Genomic DNA, 21,171 nt, shown 5'->3' on the forward strand with positions numbered 1-21,171 from the left:
AAAGAATTAACCATCCGGGGTACCCGCTGCGGCGACGGCGAGGTCCGTCTCGGCGTCTCGGATCCCGAAACGCCTATCAGCGCGACGACCCCATCTGCGTCCGGTCGCAGCCCCGACCGGTACCCCTCGTGACTCCGCTCGAACCGACGGACGACCTGCTCGAATCGCTGTACGTCGTCAACAAGGTCGCGAAGCAGTTCGCCGACGAGGCCACCGCCGCCTACGAGCGCGGCGACGTGACCGAGAGCAACGTCCGCTCGGCGCGGAAAGACGCCCTCTACCGGCTCAAAACCGCTGTCCTCTCTAGGATCGTCGCGTACGACGCCGACGGCGTCACCGGCGAGTACCACGCCATCAACGGCGACGTGTGGCTCTTCCTCACGGTCGGCGACTGGCACTTCCACCAGCCGCCGCACGCGATCGGCGGCGACCTCACCGACGCGATCGCGATCTCGAACTCGCCGGCGGACCCGATCGACGCCCCCTACGAACGCGACGCCAGCGTGGAGCGCTCGGAGCGCACGCTGGAGGAGGCGCTGTCGCGGCTCGCCGAGGCCGGCGCCAACGCCAACGACCACCTCGCGCGGCCCACGGTCACCAGCGAACGCGACCGGATCGTTGACGTGCGCTGGTCGTTCCTCTCGTGAACGCCGAGCAGGCGTGAAAAAATCCGCTCGCGTTCGAACCGCGCGAAGTGAGCCGCTTACGCTTCGACGACTTCGATGGCGCCGAGCATCCCGTTCGCCTGGTGGGGGGTACACTGGTACAGCTGGATCCCCGTGTTGTCGAACGACTGCTCGAACGTGTGCCCCTCCTCGGAGACGGAGTCGCCGCTGTTGAAGTCGGACTCGGACCCCTCGACCGAGGCCACGTTGTGCGCGCCCCCGTTGCCGGTCCACTCCCAGACGACGGTCGTGCTGGAGTCGATGCGGATCGCCGCCGGCGAGAAGGCGAACCCGACGTCGCCGGCGCCGACCTCGACGGTCACCTCGTCCTGTCCCGTGAAGTCCATGATGGTGCCCTCGTACATCCGGGCCTCGGACAGGTACTCGTCTATCTCGCTCGGGACGTCCTCGACGGCGCTGCCGCCTCCGCCGGAGCCGTCGGAGCCGTCGGAACCGTCGGAACCGTCGGAACCGTCCGACCCGTCGGAGCCGTCACCGCCTCCGGAGCAGCCCGCGAGTGTCCCGATGGTCAACGCGGCGCCGGTTCCGGCGAGATACCGCCGTCTGGACAGTTTATCAGACATCACTTTTCGTAGGGGTCGAAGCCTTACAAACCCCGTGATAGCTTCCGGTTCGCAGGAATTTCCCGAGCGGCTATGACTCCGGTCGGCGGGCGGTCGCAGCGCGCCGCGAAGGGCGGACTTATCGCCCTCCGACGCCTCGCGAGAGCCATGCGCGAGGACGCGCTCGCGACCCGGCTCGTCGAACACTACGAGGCGACGGCCGAGTCGCCGGCGATCCGGCTCGAGGAGCCGTACGACGCCGACGGGCGGCAGGGGGTCGTCGACCTCTTCGTCCGAACCCGAACGCCCGAACCGGTCGACCGCGTGATCGAGCTCAAGGCCGACGCCGCGGTCCGCCGCGCCACCGGCGCGAACGAGATCCTGCGCCAGTACCGCCGGATGGAGCGGTACTTCCACGTCGACGAACGCCACGCGCTCCGCCCCAAGCTCGGTCGCACCGAGCCGGGCGCGCGCTACCTCCTGTGTTTCGCGCCGACGCCGACCTGCGTCCACCACGTCGCGGAGAACCGCACGCTGTACGGCTCCATCGACCCGGACGCGCGGGCGGGCGACGTGCCCGCGGTCCGCACCGTCGCGTTCCTAACGGGACTCGACGGCGACCCCGTCGACCTCGGGCTCGTCTCCGTCAACGGTGAGGCGGCGTTCGGCTCGGCGCCGTTCCGGCGGGCGGTCCCCGAAGGCTCGCGGCTCGCGGAGAGCCTGCGCGCCGTCGACGACGACCTGATCGAATTCCCCTGAGGCGCGCCGAGCGCCCGGCGTCGCTGACTGACGACTCGCCCGACTAGAGGCCGAGTTCGCGCCCGATGACGACGTGCTGGATCTCGCTGGTCCCCTCGCCGATCTCCATCAGCTTCGCGTCGCGGTAGAAGCGCTGCGGCGCGAAGTCGGTGGTGTAGCCGTAGCCGCCGAGCGTCTGGACCGCCTCCTCGGCGACCTCGCGGGCCGCCTCGCTGGCGTCGAGTTTCGCCAGCGCCGACTCCCGGGTGACCGACTCCCCGGCGTCGTACTTCGTCGCCGCCCGGTGGGTGAGGAGTCGGGCGCGCTCGATCTGCCGGTGCATGTGGACCACCTTGTCGCGGACCGCGTCGAACTTCGATATCGGCTTGCCGAACTGCTCGCGTTCGCCGGAGTACTCCTTGGCGGCCTCGTAGGCCCCCTGCGCAAGCCCGACCGAGAGCGCGGCGATGGAGATGCGCCCGCCGTCGAGCGTCTTCATCGTCTGTGTCCACCCCTCGCCCTCCTCGCCGAGCAGCCGGTCCTCCGGGATCCGCACGTCGTCGAAGCTGATCTCGCAGGTCGGCGAGCTGTTGAGCCCCATCTTGTCCCAGACCGTCGTCACCTCGAACCCGTCGTCGTTCTCGGGGTCGACGATGAACGTCGAGATGCCGTCGTAGCCGGCCTCGGGGTCCGTCACCGCCTTCACGAGGACCGAGTTCGCGACGTTCGCGTTCGTGATGAACTGCTTGGTGCCGTTCAGCACGTACTCGCCCGCCTCGGCGTCGTACTCCGCGGTCGTGTCCATGTCGGAGGCGTCCGAGCCGCTCCCGGGCTCCGTGAGCGCCCACGCGCCGAGCCCCTCGCCCTCAGCGAGCGGGCGGAGCCACTCCTCCTTCTGTTCGTCGGTGCCGAACAGGTCGATCGGCTTCGCGCCCAGAGAGGTGTGCGCGGCGTACGAGAGGCCGATCCCGCCGGAGACGCGGCCGAGCTCCTCCGTGACCAGGGCGTACATCAGCTGGTCGCCGCCGAGCCCGCCGTACTCCTCCGAGACCGGAATCCCCATCATGTCCAAGTCCGCGAGCGACTCGAACACCTCCTCGGGGAAGCGGTGTTCGTCCTCGATCTCCTGGGCGATCGGCGCGATCTCCTCCTCGCAGAACTCTCGGACGGTGTCGCGTATCATCCGGTGTTCGGCGGGTACCTCGAAGTCCATGGGCAAGAATTGCGACGCGTGGGCATAAACGATGCGAACGACCGTGATGGACTGTAGCGGGGTCGGCGGTGTCGCCCCGCGCCGACGACTTATCAGGCGCCGCCGCGAGCCGACGACTTATCAGGCGCCGCCGCGTGCCGTCGGTATGGAGTTCCGCGAGCTCGTCCGGGGGCGCGTCGACTGGCCCGACGTCGAGCGCGTCGCGCGCGAGCTGGCGGACCGGTACGACCGCGATACGATCCGGGTCCGGTTTCTCGACGCCGACAACTGGCTGTCGACGCCGATGGTCGTCGACGACGACCTCTTCGTGAAGGTGATCACCCGGCAGAACACGCTCGTCCACGCGCTGTTCACCACCGGGCGGAACCTCGGCGCGGTCTCGTCCGGCACCGAGGGGTTCTTCGAGCGCCACGAGACCCCCTACGAGATGGCGCGTCACGAGCTGGAGGCGACCCGCCGGGTCCGCGAGCTCGGCGTCAACGCGCCGGAGCCGGTCGAGGCGTTCGAGGTCGGCGACCTCGGCGTGCTGGTGTTGGAGTACCTCCCCGAGTTCCGCACGCTGGGCGAGCTCGACGCCGACGCCGTCGCCCGGCTCGCGCCAGAGCTGTTCTCGACGCTGCGGACCGTCCACGACGCGGGGCTCGCGCACGGCGACCTCCGGGCCGAGAACGTCCTCGTCGCCGACAGCGACCTCTACGTCATCGACGCGACCCGCGTGAGCGAGGACGGGCGCGAGGCCGCTCGCGCGTACGACCTCGCGAGCGCGCTCGCGGCGCTGGAGCCGATCCTCGGCGCGGCCGACGCGATCGCCGCCGCGCTGACGAGCTACTCGACCGACGAGCTGCTCGCGGCGCGCCGATTCCTCGACTTCGTCGCGATCCGTCCCGACCACGACTTCGACGCCGCGGAGCTGACGGGCGAGCTCGAGAAGCGCACGGCGTGAGACGCCGCGAGAAAGCGGACCGACCGGAGACTCAGCCGCCCAGGTACAGCTGCGAGACCTCTTCGTCGTTCAGCAGCTCCTCCGGCGTCCCCTCGAACCGGACGGTCCCCTGGTCGAGGACGTAGCCGCGGTCGGAGATGCCGAGCCCCTTCGTCACGTTCTGCTCGACCATGAGGATCGCCGTGTCCATGTCGTTGACCTCCTTGACGTCCTCGAACACGTCGTCGGCGGTGTTCGGTGCGAGCCCCGCCGACGGCTCGTCGATGAGCAGCACGTCGGGCTCCATCACCAGCGCGCGGGCGAACGCGAGCACCTGACGCTGGCCGCCGGAGAGCGTCTTCGCCTTCGAGCCGCGCTTCTCGTCGATGATCGGGAACCGGTCGTACAGCGTCTCGATGACTTCCTCGAGGCTCCCGTCGCGGGCGACGCCCCCCATCCGGAGGTTCTCGTCGATCGTCAGCGAGCCGAACACGTTGTCGGTCTGGGGGACGTAGCCGATCCCCTCGCGGACGATCTCCTCGGGCGCCATCCCGCCGATGTCGCGGCCGTGGTACTCGACGGTCCCCGTCCACGGAGTCAACATCCCGAACGCGGTCTTGAGCACCGTCGACTTCCCGGCGCCGTTTGGCCCGACGAGACAGACGATCTCGCCCGGGTCGAGCCGGACCGAGCAGTCGTCGAGCACCTACACCTCGCCGTACCCGCTGTCGACGCCCGACAGCGAGAGCACGGGGTCGGTTCCGCCGTGAGGCCCGTCCGCGGCCCCGGTCGTGTCGTCTGTCATACCGTCGCTCATCTTCCGCCTCCGAGGTACGCGTCGATGACGCGGTCGTCGTTCCGGACCCCCTCCGGCGTCCCCTCCGTCAGGACGTGTCCCTGATCCAAGACGACGATCGGGTCCGCCAGGTCCATCACGAACTCCATGTCGTGTTCGATGAGCAGGAACGTCGTTCCCTGCTCGTTGAGCCGCCGGATCTGGCCTTTGAGCTTCTTCGCCAGCGTCGGGTTCACCCCCGCCACCGGCTCGTCGAGCAGCAGCACCTCCGGCTCGGCGAGCATCGCCCGCGCGAGCTCGACGAGCTTCATCTGGCCGCCGGAGATGTCGGTGGCGGGCTGGGTCGCGAGGTGGTCGATCTCGAAGTCCTCCAGTATCCGCTCCGCCTCGGCGAGGTTCGCCGACTCGCTCTCCGCGACCGTCCCCGGCGAGGTGAAAAGCGTGAGGAACGACTCGCCGGGCTGTTTCCGCGGGCCGACCAGCATCGCCTCGCGGACCGTCATCCCCTCCAGCTTCCGGGGCGTCTGGAACGTCCGGATGAGCCCGTGTTCCGCGACTTGGTACGGCTCCATGCCGGTCACGTCGGTCCCGTTCACCTCCACGGTCCCGCCGTCCGGCTCGTAGAAGCCGGAGATGAGGTTGAAAAGCGTCGACTTCCCGGCGCCGTTCGGGCCGATGAGCCCGGTGATGGTTCCGCGCTCCACCGCGAACGTCGCGTGGTCGGTCGCCGCGAGCCCGCCGAACGACTTCTGGAGGTCGTCGACGCGGAGGACCGCGTCCTCCTTCGGAAGCGCGCCCTCACTCATCGTCACCACCTCCCTTCCGCTCGCGGACGCCGCTGTCCGGCGTCTCGGGCGTTCCGCCACCGCCGACCGCGCTCGGCCAGATCAGCTCCCGCTGCGGCGGGAGGACCCCCTGCGGCCGGTAGCGCATGACGGCGACGATGACGACGCCGATCAACAGCAGTCGCAACGGCGCGGGGTCGATCGGGAGCGCCACGTCGTTCAGGAAGCGCGTCCCCTCGCGGATCGTGACGATGACGATCCCGCCGAACAGCGCTCCACGGTTGGAGCCGCTGCCGCCCAAGATCACCGCGACCCACGCGTAGAACGTCGTGATCGGGTCCAGGTCGCCCGGCCCGACGTAGAGGTTCAGATGCGCGTAGAAGACGCCCGCAAGCGCCATTATCAGGCTCCCGAGGACGAACGACTGCATCTTGAACGAGTAGGTGTTCTTGCCCAGCGCCCGCGCGAGGTCCTCGTCGGAGCGGATCGTGCGTAGCACGCGCCCCCACGGCGATCGGTGCGCGCGCCGGAGGACGAAGTACGCCGCGCCCGCGAACGCGAGCACCAACAGGACGTTCAGCGACGCCTGCCAGAACGCCGTCTCCAGGATCACCGGCGACCCGGGGATCACCTCCAGCCGGAGCCCCGGCATCGCTTCCGGGAACGTCGAGAGCACCGGCCACCCGTCGAAGAAGCCCGGGATGCCGCGCAGCCCCGCGCTCCCGTTCGTCAGCCAGCGCTCGTTTAACACGATCAGCCGCACGACCTCCGCGAGCCCGAGCGACGCGATGGCGAGGTAGTCGGCCCGGAGCCTGAGCGTCGGGATGCCGATGAGCAGCGCGAGCGCGAGCGCGACGACGAGCGCGACGGCGAGCCCGACGAGCGGACTGAATCCGCCGGCGATCGGCGAGCCGCTCGCGGTCATCAGCGCGGTGCCGTACGCGCCGATGCCGAAGAACGCGGCGACGCTGAAGTTGATCAGTCCCGTGAACCCCCACTGGGCGTTCAGCCCGAAGGACAACAGCGCGTACATCCCCGCCAGCCCGACGAGGAACAGGAAGTACGTCGGACCGAGCGCGCCGGTGAGCATCGCGACGAAGAGGAACAGTACGAACGCGACGCTGACGCCAAGCACCCACCCCTCCGGGCGGGAGAGGTCTGCGAACGCCGCTTTCGGGTCGTCGAGGAGGCTCACGTCGCGCCCTCCCCGGCGATCCCGTTGGGCCGGACCAACAGCACGACGACCATGATCACGAACGCGATCGCGTTCGCGTACTCGATGGTGATCATGTTCTCGATCACGGTCGCGAGCCAGTTCGGACGGATCGGTAGCGCCTCGACCACGTTGGAGAAGAACGGCGTTAGCTGGTTTATCATGCCGATGAGGAACCCGCCCGCCATCGCGCCGTAGACGGAGCCTATCCCGCCGAGGATCACCGCCGCGAAGATCACCAACAGGAGGTTAAAGCCCATCCGGGGCGCGAGCTGATTGAACAGTCCGAGGAACACGCCGCCCGCGCCGGCGAGCCCGGCGCCGATGACCCACGTCCACAGCTTGACCCGCTTCGTCCGGATACCGCTAACCCGCGCGAGGTCGGGGTTGTCCGCCATCGCGCGCATCTTCCGACCGAGGTCGGTGTACTGGAGCAGGACGTGGAGCCCGACGACGAGCGCCACCGCCGATCCGAATATCGCGACGTCGTGGAGCGTTATCCGGACGCCGTACGGCACCAGCGCCTCGATCGGCCGCAGCGGCCGGACGTCGAACCGGGTGAAGTCGGAGCCGAACCGGATCTGGATCACCGCGCGGTAGATGAACGCGATCCCGATCGACGTGATCAGCAGGCCGATCGAGTCGACGTCGAGCGGCTCGTAGATGAGCTTCTCGGTGGCGACCGCCACGACCGCGGCGACTGCGATCCCGACGACCAAGGCCAGGAAGAAGCCGTACGGGAGCCCCAACACCGCGCCGCCGAGCCCGCCGACGGCGCCGAAGGTCACGAGCGCCGAGTACGCACCGATCGTCATCGTGTCGCCGTGCGCGAAGTTCGCGAAGTCCGCGATGCTGTACACCAGCGACAGCCCGATGCTGCCGAGGACGATGATGCTGCTGAACACCAATCCGTTAGCCAGGTATCCGAGGACGGTCATCGGTCGGGATTAGCCTTCGATGAAGTCGATGCCTTCGTACGCGTGGTCCTGGACCTCCAGGACCTGAAGAAAGCCGATCGGGTCCCCGTTCTCGTCGAAGTCGATGGGGCCGCTGACCCCCTGGTAGTCGACGTCGTCCGGTCCGCCGCCGTCCGCGAGGATCCCGCTCGCGGCCTCGAACGAGGTCACCGTCTCGCCCTCCGGCCCGGAGACGCGCCGGACGGTGTCCTGGAGCGCCGCCCCCGTGAACTCGTCCGCGGCCTGGATCGCCAAGGCGGCGTTGATCACGCAGTCGTACGCGTACGCCGCCCACGAGGTCGGCTGCCGGCCGTACTCCGACTCGAAGGTGTCCGCGAACGACTGGTAGTTCTCCTCCTCGACGGGCGCGGACGGAACGACGATCTTCATCCCCTCGATGCTCCCCTCCGGGGTGTTCTCGAGCACGTTGTCGCCGGAGACGGAGTCGGCGCCGTAGAACTGCGCCTCGTACCCCGAGGAGAACACCTCGTTGACCATCGTCGCGAACTCGGCCTGGTAGGTGATGAACAGCCACGCGTCGGCGCCGGAGCTGTTCATCTCCGAGATGACGCTGGAGTACGACTGCTGGTCCTGATCGTGCGGCGTGTTGTAGACGACCTCGCCCTCGTACGCGTCGACGAACGCGTCCGTGAGGCTCTGGCCGTAGTCGTTGTTGACGTAGGTGATCGCAACCTCGTCGTAGCCGTCGTCGCTGATGAGGTTCGAGAGCGCGAGCGACTGGCTCCGCCCCGACGGCGACATCCGGAGCAGTCCCGGGAACTCGGTGAGGTTGAGCCCGGTGGAGTTCTGGCTCAGCTGAACGACGTCCGTTCCTTCGATGACGCTCTCGTAGATGGCCAGCGAGACGCCGGAGCCGACCGCGCCGATCAGGAACGGCACGCCGTCCTGATTGACGAGCTTCTGGGCGGCAGCGATCCCGCCCTGGTTCTCGCTCTCGGAGTCCTCGACGACGATGTCGAGGTCTCGCCCGTTAATGCCGACCTCGTTGACCATCGAGAGGGCGAGGTCGACGCCGCGCTGGTTCCGCTCGCCGAACGCCGACAGCGACCCGGTCTGGGAGTCGACCATCCCGATCTCGTAAGCCACGGTCGAGTCGCCGCCGTCGCCGCCGTCGCTGCCGTCACTGCCGTCGCTGCCGTCGTCAGTCGTGCTGAGACAGCCCGACAGTCCGACGAGTCCCGCACCGCCGGTCAGTTTCAGCAGCGTCCGCCGATCCGTCATGCCCGTGGTATTCCGTGACATATGTTTCCGATAGTCCCGAGCACATTCGGCTACCTTAACCCCGACCCGTCCATGGTCGGTGAGCGCGCGGCAGATCGATGAATCGGCTGGTAGTGGGACTGAAAGAATTTTATACAGGAATATGTCTTCGGAACAATTGGTCGGGTGCCATTATATACCGCTCCGGATCCGCAGTGATCGCATGATCCCGCCCATCGCGAGCAACTTTGTCGCCGGGGAGACGCCGGAGGCGGCGCTCGCTCACGTCGAGGGGCTCAACAACCGCGGCGTGGCCGGCATCCTGAACCTGCTCGGCGAACACTACGAGGAACGGCCCCCCGCCGACGCCGACGCCGACGCGTACGTCGACCTCGTCGAGGCGATCGCGGAGCGCGGCGTCGACGCCTGCGTCTCGGTCAAATCGAGCCAGATCGGCCTCGACATCGCCGACGACGTCTTCGAAGAGAACCTGGCGCGCATCGTCGAGGCGGCTAACCCGCCGTCCGCGACCGGGCCGGACGGGACGGGCACCTTCGTCTGGATCGACATGGAGGACCACGAGACCACCGACGTGACGCTCGACGCGTTCGAACGGCACGCCGTCGAGACGGACGGCAACGTCGGCGTCTGCGTACAGGCGAACTTGAAGCGGACCCGCGAGGACCTCGAACGGCTCGCCGACCTCCCGGGGAAGGTCCGACTCGTCAAGGGTGCGTACGACGAGCCGGCCGAGATCTCCTACAAGAAGAAGGCGCGCGTCGACGAGTCGTACCGCGACTGCCTCGCGTATATGTTCGAGGCGTTCGACGACGGCGTCGCCGTCGGGAGCCACGACCCCGCGATGATCGACTACGCGAAGCAGCTGTACGCCGACCACGGGACCCCCTACGAGGTCCAGATGCTGACCGGCGTCCGGGAGTCGGCGCAGTTCGAACTCGCGGCCGAAGACGACGTGAAAGTCTACCAGTACATCCCGTACGGCTCCAAGTGGTTCTCCTACTTCTACCGGCGGATCCGGGAGCGCAAGTCGAACGCCCTGTTCGCGCTGCGCGCGATCGTCGGGAACTGAACGAACCGGGGCAAAGACCGGCGATCGGGCGCTACGATTTATCAATCGGCGTGTAAGTTTTCCGTCCGCCGTTTATCAGCGATTGAACGACCGACGACGGACGCCTCCAAATTCCCGGCCGCTCGGTAATAAATGGTCGCTAGCAGATCGGCGGCAAACAGTTCCAAGGCCCCAGTCGCGAGGACGGCGCACGCTCGCTGCGGTCCTCAGTCGCTCGCTTCGCTCGCTCCTTGCGGTCCTTACGTCACCTGCGCCGTCCTCGCGACTGCCCCTTCGAGTCCCTACCCGACCGCGACCGCACGGCGCCTCACGCCTCCCCAACCTCGTCAGTCGCCGTCGCTTCGCTCCGGCGACTGACTCCCTCGCGCGTGCTGACTCGCGGCCGCCGATAGCGGCCGCTCGCAGGCACGCGCCACCGCCTTCATTCATAACCAATCGGCGCTGTCGCTCGCGGATATTTAAATACCGTACCGCGCTCGACGCGCTGTAACACTCGCTCCGCAGTCGACACTGCCGTTCACGGGTCCAGTAGCTTCGACTCCGCCTTCCGCAGGTGTTCGAGCAGCGTCGTCTTCGAGACCTCCATGTCGTCGGCGAGCTCGCGCGTCGACGCCTCTCGGGGCCACTCGTAGTAGCCCGCTTCGCGGGCGTGTTCGTACACCTTCCGCTGTGTCGTGGTCAGCGTGTCGAGCCGCTGCTCGCGGGGGGTCCGCCCGGCGTGGCCCGACGACGACATCGACTCCACCGTCACCTCCGCGCCGGCCGCCTCCTGAACCGCGTCGAGCGACTCCCGGATCTCGGTGCGCTCGCCGACGAAACACACCTGCCACTCCTCCCGTCCGCCCTCGATCCGGACCGGCGCGCTGTGGACGAAGCCGTGTTCCAAAAGCGTCGGACACACCATGTCGCCCGGGTCGTACTCCAAGAAGAACTCGCGGACGACGTTGCCCGGGGCGTCCCGAGCGCGCCCGAACCGCTCCTGTAGCTCCAAGAGGTTCCCCGCGCGGTCGGACTCGCGGATCGCGTCGAGCAATGCTTCGACCTCCTCGTTCGTGTCTCCGAACGCCGTGAACAGGCCGTTCACCGTGTTCGGCGCGTCGCTTTCGGCCATCGGTGAGTTGTAGATCGCGTGTGCGAGGACGCCGCCGCCGGTCTTTTTCGTCGCCTCGATCGCCCAGCAGTTCGGATGCCAGAGGTCGAGCGTGAGCCGGGTTCCGGCCCACTCGCTCGCCCCTTCTGGTTCGGTTGTCGCCATTGGTACCGCATGTTTGGCACTACATCACAAAGACCTTACCGACCATGGTAGGGTGGGTTATTTGGACGTGCCGACCGGATGTCTCAAACATGGCGCAGCCCTACCAGCACTACATCGACGGCGAGTGGGTCGACGGCGACGGGTCCGAGACCTTCGAGAGCGAGAACCCCGCGACCGGCGAGACGCTCGGAGAGTTCCGTCAGGGGACCCCCGAGGACGTCGACCGCGCGGCCGACGCAGCGGACGCGGCGTTCGAGGAGTGGCGCGAGCTCTCGCGGATCCAGCGCGCGGAGTACCTCTGGGACGTGTACCACGAGCTCCGCGACCGGACCGACGAGCTCGGGGAGATCGTCACCAAGGAGTGCGGGAAAGAGATCAGCGAGGGGAAAGCGGACGTGGTCGAGGCCGCGCACATGGTCGAGTGGGCCGCTGGCGACGCCCGGCATCCGAAGGGAGACATCGTCCCCTCGGAGATCCCCTCGAAGGACGCGTACATGCGACGGAAACCGCGCGGCGTCACCGGCTGTATCACGCCGTGGAACTTCCCGGTCGCGATCCCCTACTGGCACATGGCCATTGCGCTGGTCGAGGGGAACACCGTCGTGTTCAAGCCGGCCGAGCAGACGCCGTGGTGCGCGCAGATCATCGCAGAGATGTTCGACGACGCCGGCATCCCCGACGGCGTGTTCAACATGGTACAGGGGTTCGGCGACGCGGGCAACGCGATCGTCGAGAACGACGACGTCGACACCGTTATCTTCACCGGTTCGGCCGAGGTCGGCCACCACATCCAAGAGAAGCTCGGCGGCGTCGCCGGCAAGCGCGCCGCCTGCGAGATGGGCGGCAAGAACGGGATCGTGGTCACCGAGGAGGCGGACCTCGACGTCGCGGTCCACTCCGCGGTGATGTCCTCGTTCAAGACGACCGGTCAGCGCTGCGTCTCCTCCGAGCGCCTGATCGTCCACACGGACGTGTACGACGAGTTCAAGGAGCGGTTCGTCGAGGTCGCGGAGTCGGTCGCGGTCGGTGACCCCCTCGACGAGGACACCTTCATGGGGCCGCTCATCGAGGAGGAACACCGCGAGAAGGTCACCCGAAACAACGAGGCGGCCCGCGAGGAGGGCGTGAACGTGCTCGTCGACCGGACCGAGCTCGACGACGAGGAGATCCCAGACGGCCACGAGGACGGCTACTGGGTCGGTCCGTTCGTCTACGAGGCCGACGCCCACGCCGACCTGACGTGTACTCACGAGGAGGTGTTCGGACCCCACGTCGCGCTCATGGAGTACGACGGCGACATCGAGGAGGCCGTCGAGATCCAGAACGACACCGACTACGGGCTGGCTGGCGCGATCATCTCCGAGGACTACCGACAGATCAACTACTACCGCGACCGCGCCGAGCTGGGGCTGGCGTACGGCAACCTCCCGTGCATCGGCGCCGAGGTCCAGCTCCCCTTCGGCGGCGTGAAGAAGTCCGGCAACGGCTACCCCTCCGCCCGGGAGGCGATCGAGGCCGTCACCGACCGCACCGCATGGACCCTGAACAACTCGAAGGAGATCGAGATGGCGCAGGGCCTCTCGGCGGACATCAAGACGAAAGACGACTGATCCGTCCGGAATGACGCCCGGTGACGGGCGTCCGAACGCTTCTCACCCTGTTACGCCGCGAACCGCCGCGACCGTCTCTTCCGCCGTCTCCGCCGCCGCGAGCGCGCCGCGCGCCGCGAGCCGCTCGCGCGGGCGCCCGACCGGTTGCGGCTCGGAGACGGTCTCGATCAGCTCGGCCTCCCGCAGGAGCCGTTTTATCCGCGTGAACGTCGAGGGGCTCCCGAGACCCGCGTCCTCGCAGGCCCGCCGGAGGGTGCGGTCGAGGGCGCCTTCGCGGGCGCCCACCGCGTAGGCGCGGACGCGGGTCTCCTCGGAGTCTGGACCCGCGGCTCCGCGCGAATCGGCGCCGACCTCGGCATCGAGCGCGCGGAGCACCGCCGCGGCGACCGATTCGTCACACCGCGTCGCGAACCCCTCGTACACCCGCCGTCGGCTCGGCGTCCGGAGCCGGTACGGCTCGGCCGCCGCGAACCGCGGCGCGTACCGCTCGCGGAGCGTGGCGTCGTCGCCGATCCGGTGCCACCGACTCACCGCTCCGGTCGTCTCCTCGCTCGTCTCCCCGCCCGCCCCGTCGCGTTCGCTTCCGATCAGCGCGAACCCCGTCTCCGCTCCCACCAGCACGGGGTTCGGCTGCGGCGTGTCGAGGACCCGGAGGTCGATCGCGTCGGCGTCGAGGAGCGCCGCGAGCCGGCTCGCAGGCCGGAACCCGGCGGTCATGGCGTCGACCGCGGGCTCGCCTGCGAACACGTTCAGCGGCGGGAGACCGGACGGGTCGCGGTCTCCCTCCCCGCCGTCCCCGTGCGCCTCACCGGCAAGCTCCGCGACGCTCGGCTCGACGAGCACCGGGGCGGCCTCCCGGTACGCCTCGACGACCGCGCGGAGCAGTCGCGGTCCGGGGTCGACGAGGATCGGGTCGGAGAGCGCGCCCAGCGGGAGCGGATCCGGGGTCGAGGGGAGCGCGGGTCCGGTCGCCATCGACCCGTCCTACGGTCGCGACGGATTAAGGGTGCGGGGCGCGACAAGCGCACGGGACGCGCACGGAACTGCGGGATCGTGACGTGCCGGCTCGCGCGCCTTTTTCACCCGGCGGCCGGAACGCGAACGCGTGCCACCGCTCGACCTGTCGATCGGGCTCGGAACGTCCGGGCTCGACGACCCCGAGACCTGTACCGACACCGTCGCCGCGGCGCTGGACGCCGGCTACCGTCACGTCGACACCGCGCAGATGTACGACAACGAGGCGGCGGTCGGCGAGGGGATCGCCGCGAGCGACGTCGATCGCGACGACGTGGTCGTCGCGACGAAGGTCCACCCCGAGAACCTCGCGCCCGACGACGTCCGCGAGACGGCGCGGGCGAGCCTGGATCGGCTCGGCCTCGACCGCGTCGACCTCCTGTACGTCCACTGGCCGATCCGAGCGTACGACGCGGAGACCACGCTGCTCGCGTTCGACGAACTCCGCGATGAGGGGATGACCGACCACGTCGGCGTCTCGAACTTCACGCCCGATCTGCTGCGCGAGGCCCGCGAGATCCTCGACGCGCCGATCGCGGCCCACCAAGTCGAGTGTCACCCGCGGTTCCGGCAGCCGGAACTGCGCGCCCTCGCCGACGAGTTCGACCACCGGCTCGTGGGCTACTCCCCGCTCGGCCGCGGGGAGATCCTCGACGATCCGGCGATCCTCGAAATCGCCGAGCGAAACGACCTCTCGCCGGCGGTCGTCGCGCTCGCGTGGGCGCTCGATCGCGGTATCGTGCCGATCCCGAAGGGGCGAGGCGACCACCTGCGGGAGAACCTGCGCGCAGTCGACGTCGACCTGCCCGACGAGGACCTCGATGAGATCGATGCGCTCGATCCGGGGGAACGTCAGATCGACCCCGACGACGCGGCGTGGAACCGCTGACGGGGCGGCCGGCTGACACCGCGATCAGACCGCGTCGAGCCGCGCCCGCAGCTCGGCGTCCGCCCGATCGACCAAGGCATCGAGGGGCTCGTCGAGGTACGGTACCCACTGATCGATGAATCCCGAGCGTCCGAGCATTCTGACGACCTCGTAGACGGGGCGCCGCCGTTCGAACCCCTCGGGAAGCCCCCCGGCGCGCTCGCGGTATCCCTCGCGGAGGGCCGCGGCGAACCGTTCCGAGCCGGTCGAGTCGAACCCGTTGAGCAGCTGGTCCTCCGCGCGCACCAGGTCCCGAGCCGGGTCGCCGACGTGCGACAGCTCCCAGTCGATCGCCGCGACGCCCGGGCCGTCGGTAGCGTCCGCCCCGTCCCCTTCGGCCGTCACGAAGAGGTTCGGCTTCGTGATGTCGCCGTGGAGCAGCGCCGCCGGCGCGCCGTCGAGCAGGTCCCGGTTCGCGCGCACGCAGTCGACGACGGCGTCGTAGTGGTCGGCGAGCCGCTCCGAGGTGCCGATCTCGCGCGTCCGCTCGACCGTCGCGAGCAGCACGTCCGTCCACGGCGCGAACTCGATCGCGAGTCCGGTCTGCGCGTCGGGTCCCGCGGTCGCCGCTCCTTCCGCCGCGCTCCCGCGCTCCGTCCCCGCGCCGACGATCTCCCCGTGGCTCGCGAACCGGTCGGCGTGGAGCGCGGCGAGCGCGCCCCCGACGCGGCGGAGCAGTCGCTCGCGCTCGTCGTCGCTCGCGGCCTCGTAGGCCTCCAGCAGCCCGCGGCCGGGGGCCGGCGCCGTCGCGAGGTACGCCGGGTCCCCGTCCGGATCGGCCGCCAGCACCTCGGGGACCGGGAGGAGGCCGTGCGCTCCGACGTATCGGAGCACGGCGCGCTCCCGGGTGAGCCGGTGGCTCTCGTCGGCGAGCGCGACTTTGAGGAATGCCCAGGAGCCGTCCGCGAAGGCGACGCCGACCGTCTCGTTGGCGCCGTTCCAAGAGGGGCCGACGCCGGTCAGCCGGTCGACCTCGCGGTCCGGAAACGCCGCAGCGAGCGCGCGGTCGATCGGTTCCGATCCGGGCCCGTCCATGCGTGCTCGTCCGAGTCGGCCGATGTTAAGATTGTTGTCAGGGCTGGTCTAAAGCGAGCAAGAACCACGGTAGCACGCTTCAGAACTCCGAAACGAGATAATTACCAACAACCTCATACGTGTTGGCGAATCAGACTAATCTAGTGAACGACGGGTCATCCGAGGGGCGTATCGCGTTCGAGGTCGACGGGACGACGCTCACCGTCCGAGACGTGATCGAGGGCGAGGAGCTGCGGCTCGGCGTCGACCGCGAGCCGGATCTCCGCCCGGCGCTGCCTGCGCTGTTCCCCTCTCCGGTGGACCGCGCGGTCAGCTTCGAAGCGGAATCGCTGGTGCTACTCGACTACGCGTCGATCGTCTTCCGGGACGTTAACGGTGACCACGTCGCCAGACACAACGATTCGATAGAGCTCGAACGCGGCTCGTACTGTATCGAAGTGAACGGGGTGACGAAGGTACTCATCCGCGTGACGGACGTTGAGGTCTCGGCGACCAGTGGCGGAGGTCCCGACCCGGTTACTATCTCGTTCGACCGCCCCCGGACCGTCTCGGTCGGTGCGCGCTCGTTCCACACGCGCCCCGAGGCGACGATCACCGTCCCCGACGACCCGGCAGCGCTGACCGAGGCCGTGTCGCTGCTCGGGTCGTCAGTCAAAGAATTCACCCCGGAGCGGTCGTGGCCGACGTTGCGCGGCTATCCGCCTCGGATCGAGCCCGGCGACTCCCTCGACGTCCCGAGCCCGCTGTCGGTACCCGACACGGGCGTCGAGGTCGTCGTCCGACCGACGTACGCCGACGTGTACCGCCTCTCGACGCTGTCGTACTACCTCGGGGCTCGAATGGTGACGGGCGACGCCCCGGCGATCCGACTGGACACGGGGTACGAGGAACGGCTCCCGACGGAGGGGGAAGCCCTCGGGGAACGGGTCACGGAACTGTTCCGAACGTGGTTCTTCCTCGACACGCTCGCGCGGACGGAGGGGTATGTCCCGTCGGACCGGTACGAGTACGACGCGGTCGGTCCCGATCTCCCGTTTTACCCTCCGAACCTCGCCGACCGCTCCATGAGCGAGCGGCTGATGGAGTACCTAGAGGTCGATCCCGAGACGGTCGAACCTCATCTGCCGGCGTGGCCGACCGAGGCCGTCCTCCGGCCGGTTCCCGCGTCCGCGGAACTGCTGCCGCACCTCGCTCACGTCCTCGCGCCGGTCCGCGTCCGGGGCGACGCCGGTTCCTCCGCGTCGGACGCGCCAGTGGGGATTGCGACATCGCCTCAGGCGTCAGCGGATCTGTCCGCCTTTGGCCCTTCGAACACCTCATCGGGACCGGGAAAGACGGCTCCCTCTCGTTCGAGTCGGGTTCCGTCTCCGGACGCGGACCCGATTCCTGCGGGCGCATCCGTGATATCCCCCGACGCGTACGAGAACCGACTTCGGAGACAGATCCCAGAGCGCGGCACCCTCTCGGTCGTGTTCCTCTTCGAGGACGAGGAACGCGCCCGATCCCTTCGGGGGTCGATGGTCGAACCTGCGGAACTCGATGGTATCGGGTCGTTGGACGTGATCGGTTCGCCGTCTCGCGACGCGGTCGTCGAGACGCTGTCCGACCCCGAACTCGACATCGTACTCTGCGGGGCTTCGGTAACCGCCGGCGCCGTGGGACCCGACGGTTCCCTTCCTCTCGACGGGAGGACCGAGGCACCGAAACTGACCGTGTTCGAAGGCACGAGGGACACCGCCGCCGGCATCGACGCCGTCGAGCGCGGCGGGTCGAGCGCGATTCACCTCAGCGACGTCGTGTCCCCGGAGCGGCTCCGGACCATGGTCGGCTTGATCGCGGCCGGATCCCCGCTCAGAGTGGCGACTCGACTGAGTCTCCGCGACGGACCTGTGACCGCTCGACACGTCGGTGACCCGGGGACCGCGATCGCCGTCGACCGCGGACTTACGACCCAGCTGTATTCCTGCCGATCACAGGCGAACGACACCTATCGCGTGGGCTGTTGGTCGTTCCTCTCGACCGAAGTGTTGATCGGGAGCGAGTACCGGTTCACCGGGGTTTTCAGCGACCGGAAATCGATCCTGAACGGAACGGGCGTGAAGGCCGGGATCACTGACGCTTCGGGGATTCTCGATATCCACAGCGACAAGTCACCCGTCCTCGAGTTCTCGGACGAACTCGTCCTCTGGAGCGACGATCTCTCCGCGGATGAGATCGCAGCGATGGCCCGAAGCCGACGGTCAGACGTCAGCTCAACCGAAGCCGCGTGCGAAGCGGGTAGAGAGGAGTGAATGGCCGCACTCTCGGGACCTCGTTTCCGTCGACATCTTTTATTCTCCGGACGACGAACCGCCGCGTATGCCCCAGATACACCTCGACGAGGAGACGGTCGAGCGGCTGGACGCGCTCCGGGTCGACGACGAGGAGTACGACGAGATCGTCAGCGAGCTCATCAGCATCTACGAGGCGGAGGAGCTCACCCTGTTCCGCGGTAGCGACGTGGAGTAACGAGCCGGGGCGAGCGTCCGCCCGCCGGTCGGACGGCGACCGCCGGCTACTCTTGGTACGCGACGCGGACCTGTTCCCACTTGCCGACTTCTTCGAGGTGCGCCTGTAGCTCGTCGGCGTACTCCTGAACGAGCCGCTCGGCGGCCTCCAGCTCCTCGTCCGAGGGACCGCCGGATCCGCCCCCGCCGCCGAGCCCGAGTGCGCCCTTAATCGAGTCGACCACGCCCCCGCCGGACCCGCCGGAGTCGCCGCCGGGAGCGCCGCCCATCCCCGCCATCTGCGACCGGAGGTTCTCCAGTTCCGGCATGATCGCGGGGAGGTTCGACGTGTCCGCGACGACGCGGGCGGCGTCGGGGTCGTCGGCGTTCTCGATCTCCAGATCGGTGGCCGTCATGATCAGGCCCCACTCCTGGCTGGAGAAGCGCGACGCGGCGACGCGCTCGTTGAACTGGTTGTCGACGGTCATCCGCTCGCCGACGATGGCGTCGGTCCACTCGCTCATGCGACTCCGTTCGCCGGTCGCGGTGAAAAGTCCGTCCCCCTCGCGTCAGGGTGCGGACGCCGACGGGGCGCGCTCACGACCGCCGGAGATCGTCGAACGCGGCGCCCGCGAGTCCGGGTCCCAACGGCACGGCGACCGCGCCCTCTGCGACCGGAGAGGGATCGGGGGCGAGGTCCTCGTCGAGCAGCGTCCCGGTCGCGAGCCCGCAGGGCGACACCTCGGGGACCGCGGCCGCCACGTGGACGGCGGCCGTCCGCGCGACGACCGCGTCGATCGTGGTGGTGACCACCGGGTCGACGCCGGCCGACCGCGCCCGTAGCGCGGCCGCCAGCGCGCGGTCGGGGCCGCCGAGCGCCATCGGCTTGAGGACGACCGCGTCGGCGGCGTCCGCTTCGAGGACGGCGTCGACCCCGTGGACCGCGACCGACTCGTCGGCGGCGATCGGGACCCGCTCGCCGCCACCGTCGCGGCGAAGTTCCGCCAGCCCGCCGAGGTCGTCCGCCGGGAGCGGCTGCTCGACGTACGCGAGGTCGAACGCCGCCAGCGCGCCGAGCGCGTGACGCGCCGTCTCCCGGTCCCACGCTCCGTTCGCGTCGGCCCGGAGCGCGACCCGGTCGCCGACCGCGTCGCGGACCGCGCGGAGGCGCTCGACGTCGGCGTCGACGTCGCGGGCGCCGACCTTCAGCTTCAGGCAGTCGAACCCCTCCTCGACCGCACGCGTCGCCTCGGCGGCGGTCTCCGCCGGCCCGCCGTCCCCGACGGTCGCGTTGACCGGGACGGCGTCAGCGGGCGTCGCGGTCACGCCGGCCTCGACGGCGAGTTGCTCCGCGAGCGGCCGTCCCGCGTCGCGAGCTGCGGCGTCGGCGAGCGCGAGCGAGACGCCGTGTCGCGCGGCTGGCGTCGATTCCGCGTCCGGCACTCCCGGGACCGGTTCGGACATGTTCCCGGCTTCGAGGTCGCCGAGCGCCGCCGCACAGGCGTCGCGCGACTCCGTCCACCCCGGGAGCGGAGTCGCCTCGCCGAGGCCGACCGCGCCTGACTCGTCGCCGCCGCGTCTAGCCGTGATCACGAACCCTTCCCGGCGACGGATCTCGCCGCGTGCGGTTCCGAGCGGTCGGGTCAGGTCGAGCGCGAACGGGCGGTGGCGCACGACCGTGACCGAGGCCTCGCCGCGAGGGTCGTCGTCGGTCACACCGCCAACCCGACGGCGAACGCGACGGCGTACGCCGCGAGCAGTTTGCCGGTCGACTCTAACGCGGGGTTGAGCGCCTCGCCCGAGGTCTCGGTGAGCACCGTCCGCGCGACGGTCGCCGCGAGCGGGAGAGTGACGAGCGGGAGCAGCGTCGCGACCCCGTCGCCGCGCGCGGCGAACCAGACGGGGACGAGGTACGCGACGGCGAGCAGCGCGAGGTACTCGGCGCGAGCGAACCGGTAGCCGAACCGGACGGCGAGGGTGCGCTTGCCCGTCGAGGCGTCCTCCTCGCGGTCGCGGAGGTTGTTGACGACGAGGATGTTCGTCGACAGCGCGGCGATCGGGAGGCTCGCGACCACCGCCGCGAGCGCGACGGTGCCCTCCGGGGGCCCCGCCGGGAACCACCCTGCGAGCAGCGCGGCGGCCTGAACGTAGTAGGTCCCCGTCACCGCGATCACGCCGAAGAAGACGAACACGAAGAGGTCGCCGAGCCCGTGGTAGCCGAGGGGGTACGGCCCGCCGGTGTAGGCGATCCCGGCCGCCACGGAGGCGAGCCCGATCACGAGGATGGGGACGCCGCCGACGGCGACGAGGTAGGTCCCCACGAGGATCGCTGCCGCGAAGGTGAGCCACATCGCCCGCTTCACCTCGGCGGGCTCGATGAGGCCGCTGGCGACGACGCGCGTGAACCCCTCGCGGTCGTCGGTGTCCGCCCCTTGGATCGCGTCGTAGTAGTCGTTCGCGAAGTTCGTGCCGACCTGGATCAGCGCCGCGCCGACGAGCGCCGCGAGCGCGGGCAGCGGGGCGAACACCCCGTCGGCGAGCGCGAGCCCGACGCCGACGATCACCGGCGCGGCCGCGGCAGGGAGCGTCTGCGGCCGAGCGGCGATAACCCACGCGCGCCGACGGGTCACCTCGGTACTCATTGCCGCCGATTGGCGCGTGGCGTCCCTTAAGCTTGCTAT

The 21,171-nt window shown here is 69.2% G+C and carries 21 protein-coding genes; 8 read left to right on the top strand and 13 right to left on the bottom strand.

Annotated elements, in window-relative coordinates:
* Positions 1 to 128 precede the first annotated feature (128 nt).
* Entirely contained in the window at positions 129 to 647 is a 519-nt protein-coding gene (locus EXE47_RS05450; RefSeq protein ID WP_089307787.1) for a hypothetical protein, read from the top strand.
* A 56-nt stretch (positions 648 to 703) separates the two neighbouring features.
* Here the strand turns inward: EXE47_RS05450 and EXE47_RS05455 are convergent, their stop codons facing one another.
* A complete protein-coding gene (locus EXE47_RS05455) occupies positions 704 to 1,249 on the bottom strand; it encodes a halocyanin domain-containing protein (RefSeq protein WP_089307786.1) in 546 nt (181 codons plus the stop codon).
* A gap of 147 nt (positions 1,250 to 1,396) precedes the next feature.
* Here EXE47_RS05455 and EXE47_RS05460 point away from each other — a divergent pair, with 147 nt between their 5' ends.
* A complete protein-coding gene (locus tag EXE47_RS05460) occupies positions 1,397 to 1,987 on the top strand; it encodes a hypothetical protein (protein ID WP_086219841.1) in 591 nt (196 codons plus the stop codon).
* Positions 1,988 to 2,030: 43 nt separating this feature from the next.
* On the opposite strand, the gene EXE47_RS05465 is transcribed toward EXE47_RS05460, so the two are convergent.
* Positions 2,031 to 3,179, bottom strand: a complete 1,149-nt coding sequence (locus EXE47_RS05465; RefSeq protein WP_049929904.1) for an acyl-CoA dehydrogenase family protein — start codon at positions 3,177 to 3,179, stop codon at positions 2,031 to 2,033.
* Positions 3,180 to 3,324: 145 nt separating this feature from the next.
* On the opposite strand from EXE47_RS05465, the gene EXE47_RS05470 reads away from it, so the two are divergent.
* Positions 3,325 to 4,122: an RIO1 family regulatory kinase/ATPase gene (locus EXE47_RS05470; RefSeq protein WP_089307785.1), complete on the top strand. Its 798-nt coding sequence runs from the start codon at positions 3,325 to 3,327 to the stop codon at positions 4,120 to 4,122.
* Between the two features lie 31 nt (positions 4,123 to 4,153).
* On the opposite strand, the gene EXE47_RS05475 is transcribed toward EXE47_RS05470, so the two are convergent.
* The 5 genes from EXE47_RS05475 to EXE47_RS05495 form a co-directional block, all read right to left on the bottom strand.
* Positions 4,154 to 4,807, bottom strand: coding sequence for an ABC transporter ATP-binding protein (locus tag EXE47_RS05475; RefSeq protein WP_241997554.1), 654 nt, complete (start codon positions 4,805 to 4,807; stop codon positions 4,154 to 4,156).
* A gap of 107 nt (positions 4,808 to 4,914) precedes the next feature.
* A complete protein-coding gene (locus tag EXE47_RS05480) occupies positions 4,915 to 5,703 on the bottom strand; it encodes an ABC transporter ATP-binding protein (protein ID WP_049929902.1) in 789 nt (262 codons plus the stop codon).
* A complete protein-coding gene (locus EXE47_RS05485) occupies positions 5,696 to 6,877 on the bottom strand; it encodes a branched-chain amino acid ABC transporter permease (RefSeq protein WP_004596316.1) in 1,182 nt (393 codons plus the stop codon). Before EXE47_RS05485 ends, EXE47_RS05480 begins: the two co-directional genes overlap by 8 nt.
* Entirely contained in the window at positions 6,874 to 7,833 is a 960-nt protein-coding gene (locus EXE47_RS05490; RefSeq protein WP_004596315.1) for a branched-chain amino acid ABC transporter permease, read from the bottom strand. The genes EXE47_RS05485 and EXE47_RS05490 overlap by 4 nt, the downstream gene beginning before the upstream one ends.
* A gap of 9 nt (positions 7,834 to 7,842) precedes the next feature.
* Positions 7,843 to 9,114 carry an ABC transporter substrate-binding protein gene (locus EXE47_RS05495; protein WP_089307784.1) on the bottom strand — a complete coding sequence of 424 codons (1,272 nt, stop codon included), beginning with the start codon at positions 9,112 to 9,114 and terminating at the stop codon, positions 7,843 to 7,845.
* A 181-nt stretch (positions 9,115 to 9,295) separates the two neighbouring features.
* Between EXE47_RS05495 and EXE47_RS05500 the strand changes: the two genes are divergently transcribed.
* Positions 9,296 to 10,162 carry a proline dehydrogenase family protein gene (locus EXE47_RS05500; RefSeq protein ID WP_089307783.1) on the top strand — a complete coding sequence of 289 codons (867 nt, stop codon included), beginning with the start codon at positions 9,296 to 9,298 and terminating at the stop codon, positions 10,160 to 10,162.
* 517 nt (positions 10,163 to 10,679) lie between these two features.
* On the opposite strand, the gene EXE47_RS05505 is transcribed toward EXE47_RS05500, so the two are convergent.
* Positions 10,680 to 11,417 carry a helix-turn-helix domain-containing protein gene (locus tag EXE47_RS05505; RefSeq protein WP_049929895.1) on the bottom strand — a complete coding sequence of 246 codons (738 nt, stop codon included), beginning with the start codon at positions 11,415 to 11,417 and terminating at the stop codon, positions 10,680 to 10,682.
* An 89-nt stretch (positions 11,418 to 11,506) separates the two neighbouring features.
* On the opposite strand from EXE47_RS05505, the gene EXE47_RS05510 reads away from it, so the two are divergent.
* On the top strand, positions 11,507 to 13,027 hold the full coding sequence (locus EXE47_RS05510; protein ID WP_089307782.1) for an aldehyde dehydrogenase family protein: 1,521 nt from the start codon (positions 11,507 to 11,509) through the stop codon (positions 13,025 to 13,027).
* A gap of 42 nt (positions 13,028 to 13,069) precedes the next feature.
* Here the strand turns inward: EXE47_RS05510 and EXE47_RS05515 are convergent, their stop codons facing one another.
* Positions 13,070 to 14,002 carry a DUF5821 family protein gene (locus EXE47_RS05515; RefSeq protein ID WP_089307781.1) on the bottom strand — a complete coding sequence of 311 codons (933 nt, stop codon included), beginning with the start codon at positions 14,000 to 14,002 and terminating at the stop codon, positions 13,070 to 13,072.
* 130 nt (positions 14,003 to 14,132) lie between these two features.
* On the opposite strand from EXE47_RS05515, the gene EXE47_RS05520 reads away from it, so the two are divergent.
* Positions 14,133 to 14,930, top strand: a complete 798-nt coding sequence (locus EXE47_RS05520) for an aldo/keto reductase (protein ID WP_089307780.1) — start codon at positions 14,133 to 14,135, stop codon at positions 14,928 to 14,930.
* A gap of 24 nt (positions 14,931 to 14,954) precedes the next feature.
* Here EXE47_RS05520 and EXE47_RS05525 read toward each other — a convergent pair whose 3' ends face one another.
* On the bottom strand, positions 14,955 to 16,004 hold the full coding sequence (locus tag EXE47_RS05525; RefSeq protein ID WP_089307779.1) for a phosphotransferase family protein: 1,050 nt from the start codon (positions 16,002 to 16,004) through the stop codon (positions 14,955 to 14,957).
* A 143-nt stretch (positions 16,005 to 16,147) separates the two neighbouring features.
* Between EXE47_RS05525 and EXE47_RS05530 the strand changes: the two genes are divergently transcribed.
* A complete protein-coding gene (locus tag EXE47_RS05530) occupies positions 16,148 to 18,295 on the top strand; it encodes a hypothetical protein (RefSeq protein ID WP_137708085.1) in 2,148 nt (715 codons plus the stop codon).
* Positions 18,296 to 18,362: 67 nt separating this feature from the next.
* Positions 18,363 to 18,512 carry a hypothetical protein gene (locus EXE47_RS18675; protein WP_017342927.1) on the top strand — a complete coding sequence of 50 codons (150 nt, stop codon included), beginning with the start codon at positions 18,363 to 18,365 and terminating at the stop codon, positions 18,510 to 18,512.
* Between the two features lie 46 nt (positions 18,513 to 18,558).
* Here EXE47_RS18675 and EXE47_RS05535 read toward each other — a convergent pair whose 3' ends face one another.
* From EXE47_RS05535 to EXE47_RS05545, 3 genes are all read right to left on the bottom strand, one after another.
* A complete protein-coding gene (locus tag EXE47_RS05535; RefSeq protein WP_089307777.1) occupies positions 18,559 to 19,014 on the bottom strand; it encodes a DUF5799 family protein in 456 nt (151 codons plus the stop codon).
* Between the two features lie 73 nt (positions 19,015 to 19,087).
* The gene (locus EXE47_RS05540; RefSeq protein ID WP_089307776.1) at positions 19,088 to 20,206 is read right to left on the bottom strand and encodes an o-succinylbenzoate synthase; all 1,119 of its coding nucleotides are present in this window, start codon (positions 20,204 to 20,206) and stop codon (positions 19,088 to 19,090) included.
* Positions 20,203 to 21,132 (bottom strand): 1,4-dihydroxy-2-naphthoate polyprenyltransferase, encoded by a 930-nt coding sequence (locus tag EXE47_RS05545; protein WP_089307775.1) that lies wholly within the window; start codon positions 21,130 to 21,132, stop codon positions 20,203 to 20,205. Before EXE47_RS05545 ends, EXE47_RS05540 begins: the two co-directional genes overlap by 4 nt.
* Between the last annotated feature and the right edge of the window lie 39 nt (positions 21,133 to 21,171).

Source organism: Halorubrum sp. GN12_10-3_MGM (assembly GCF_005435235.1).
Classification (GTDB): Archaea; Halobacteriota; Halobacteria; order Halobacteriales; family Haloferacaceae; genus Halorubrum; species Halorubrum ezzemoulense.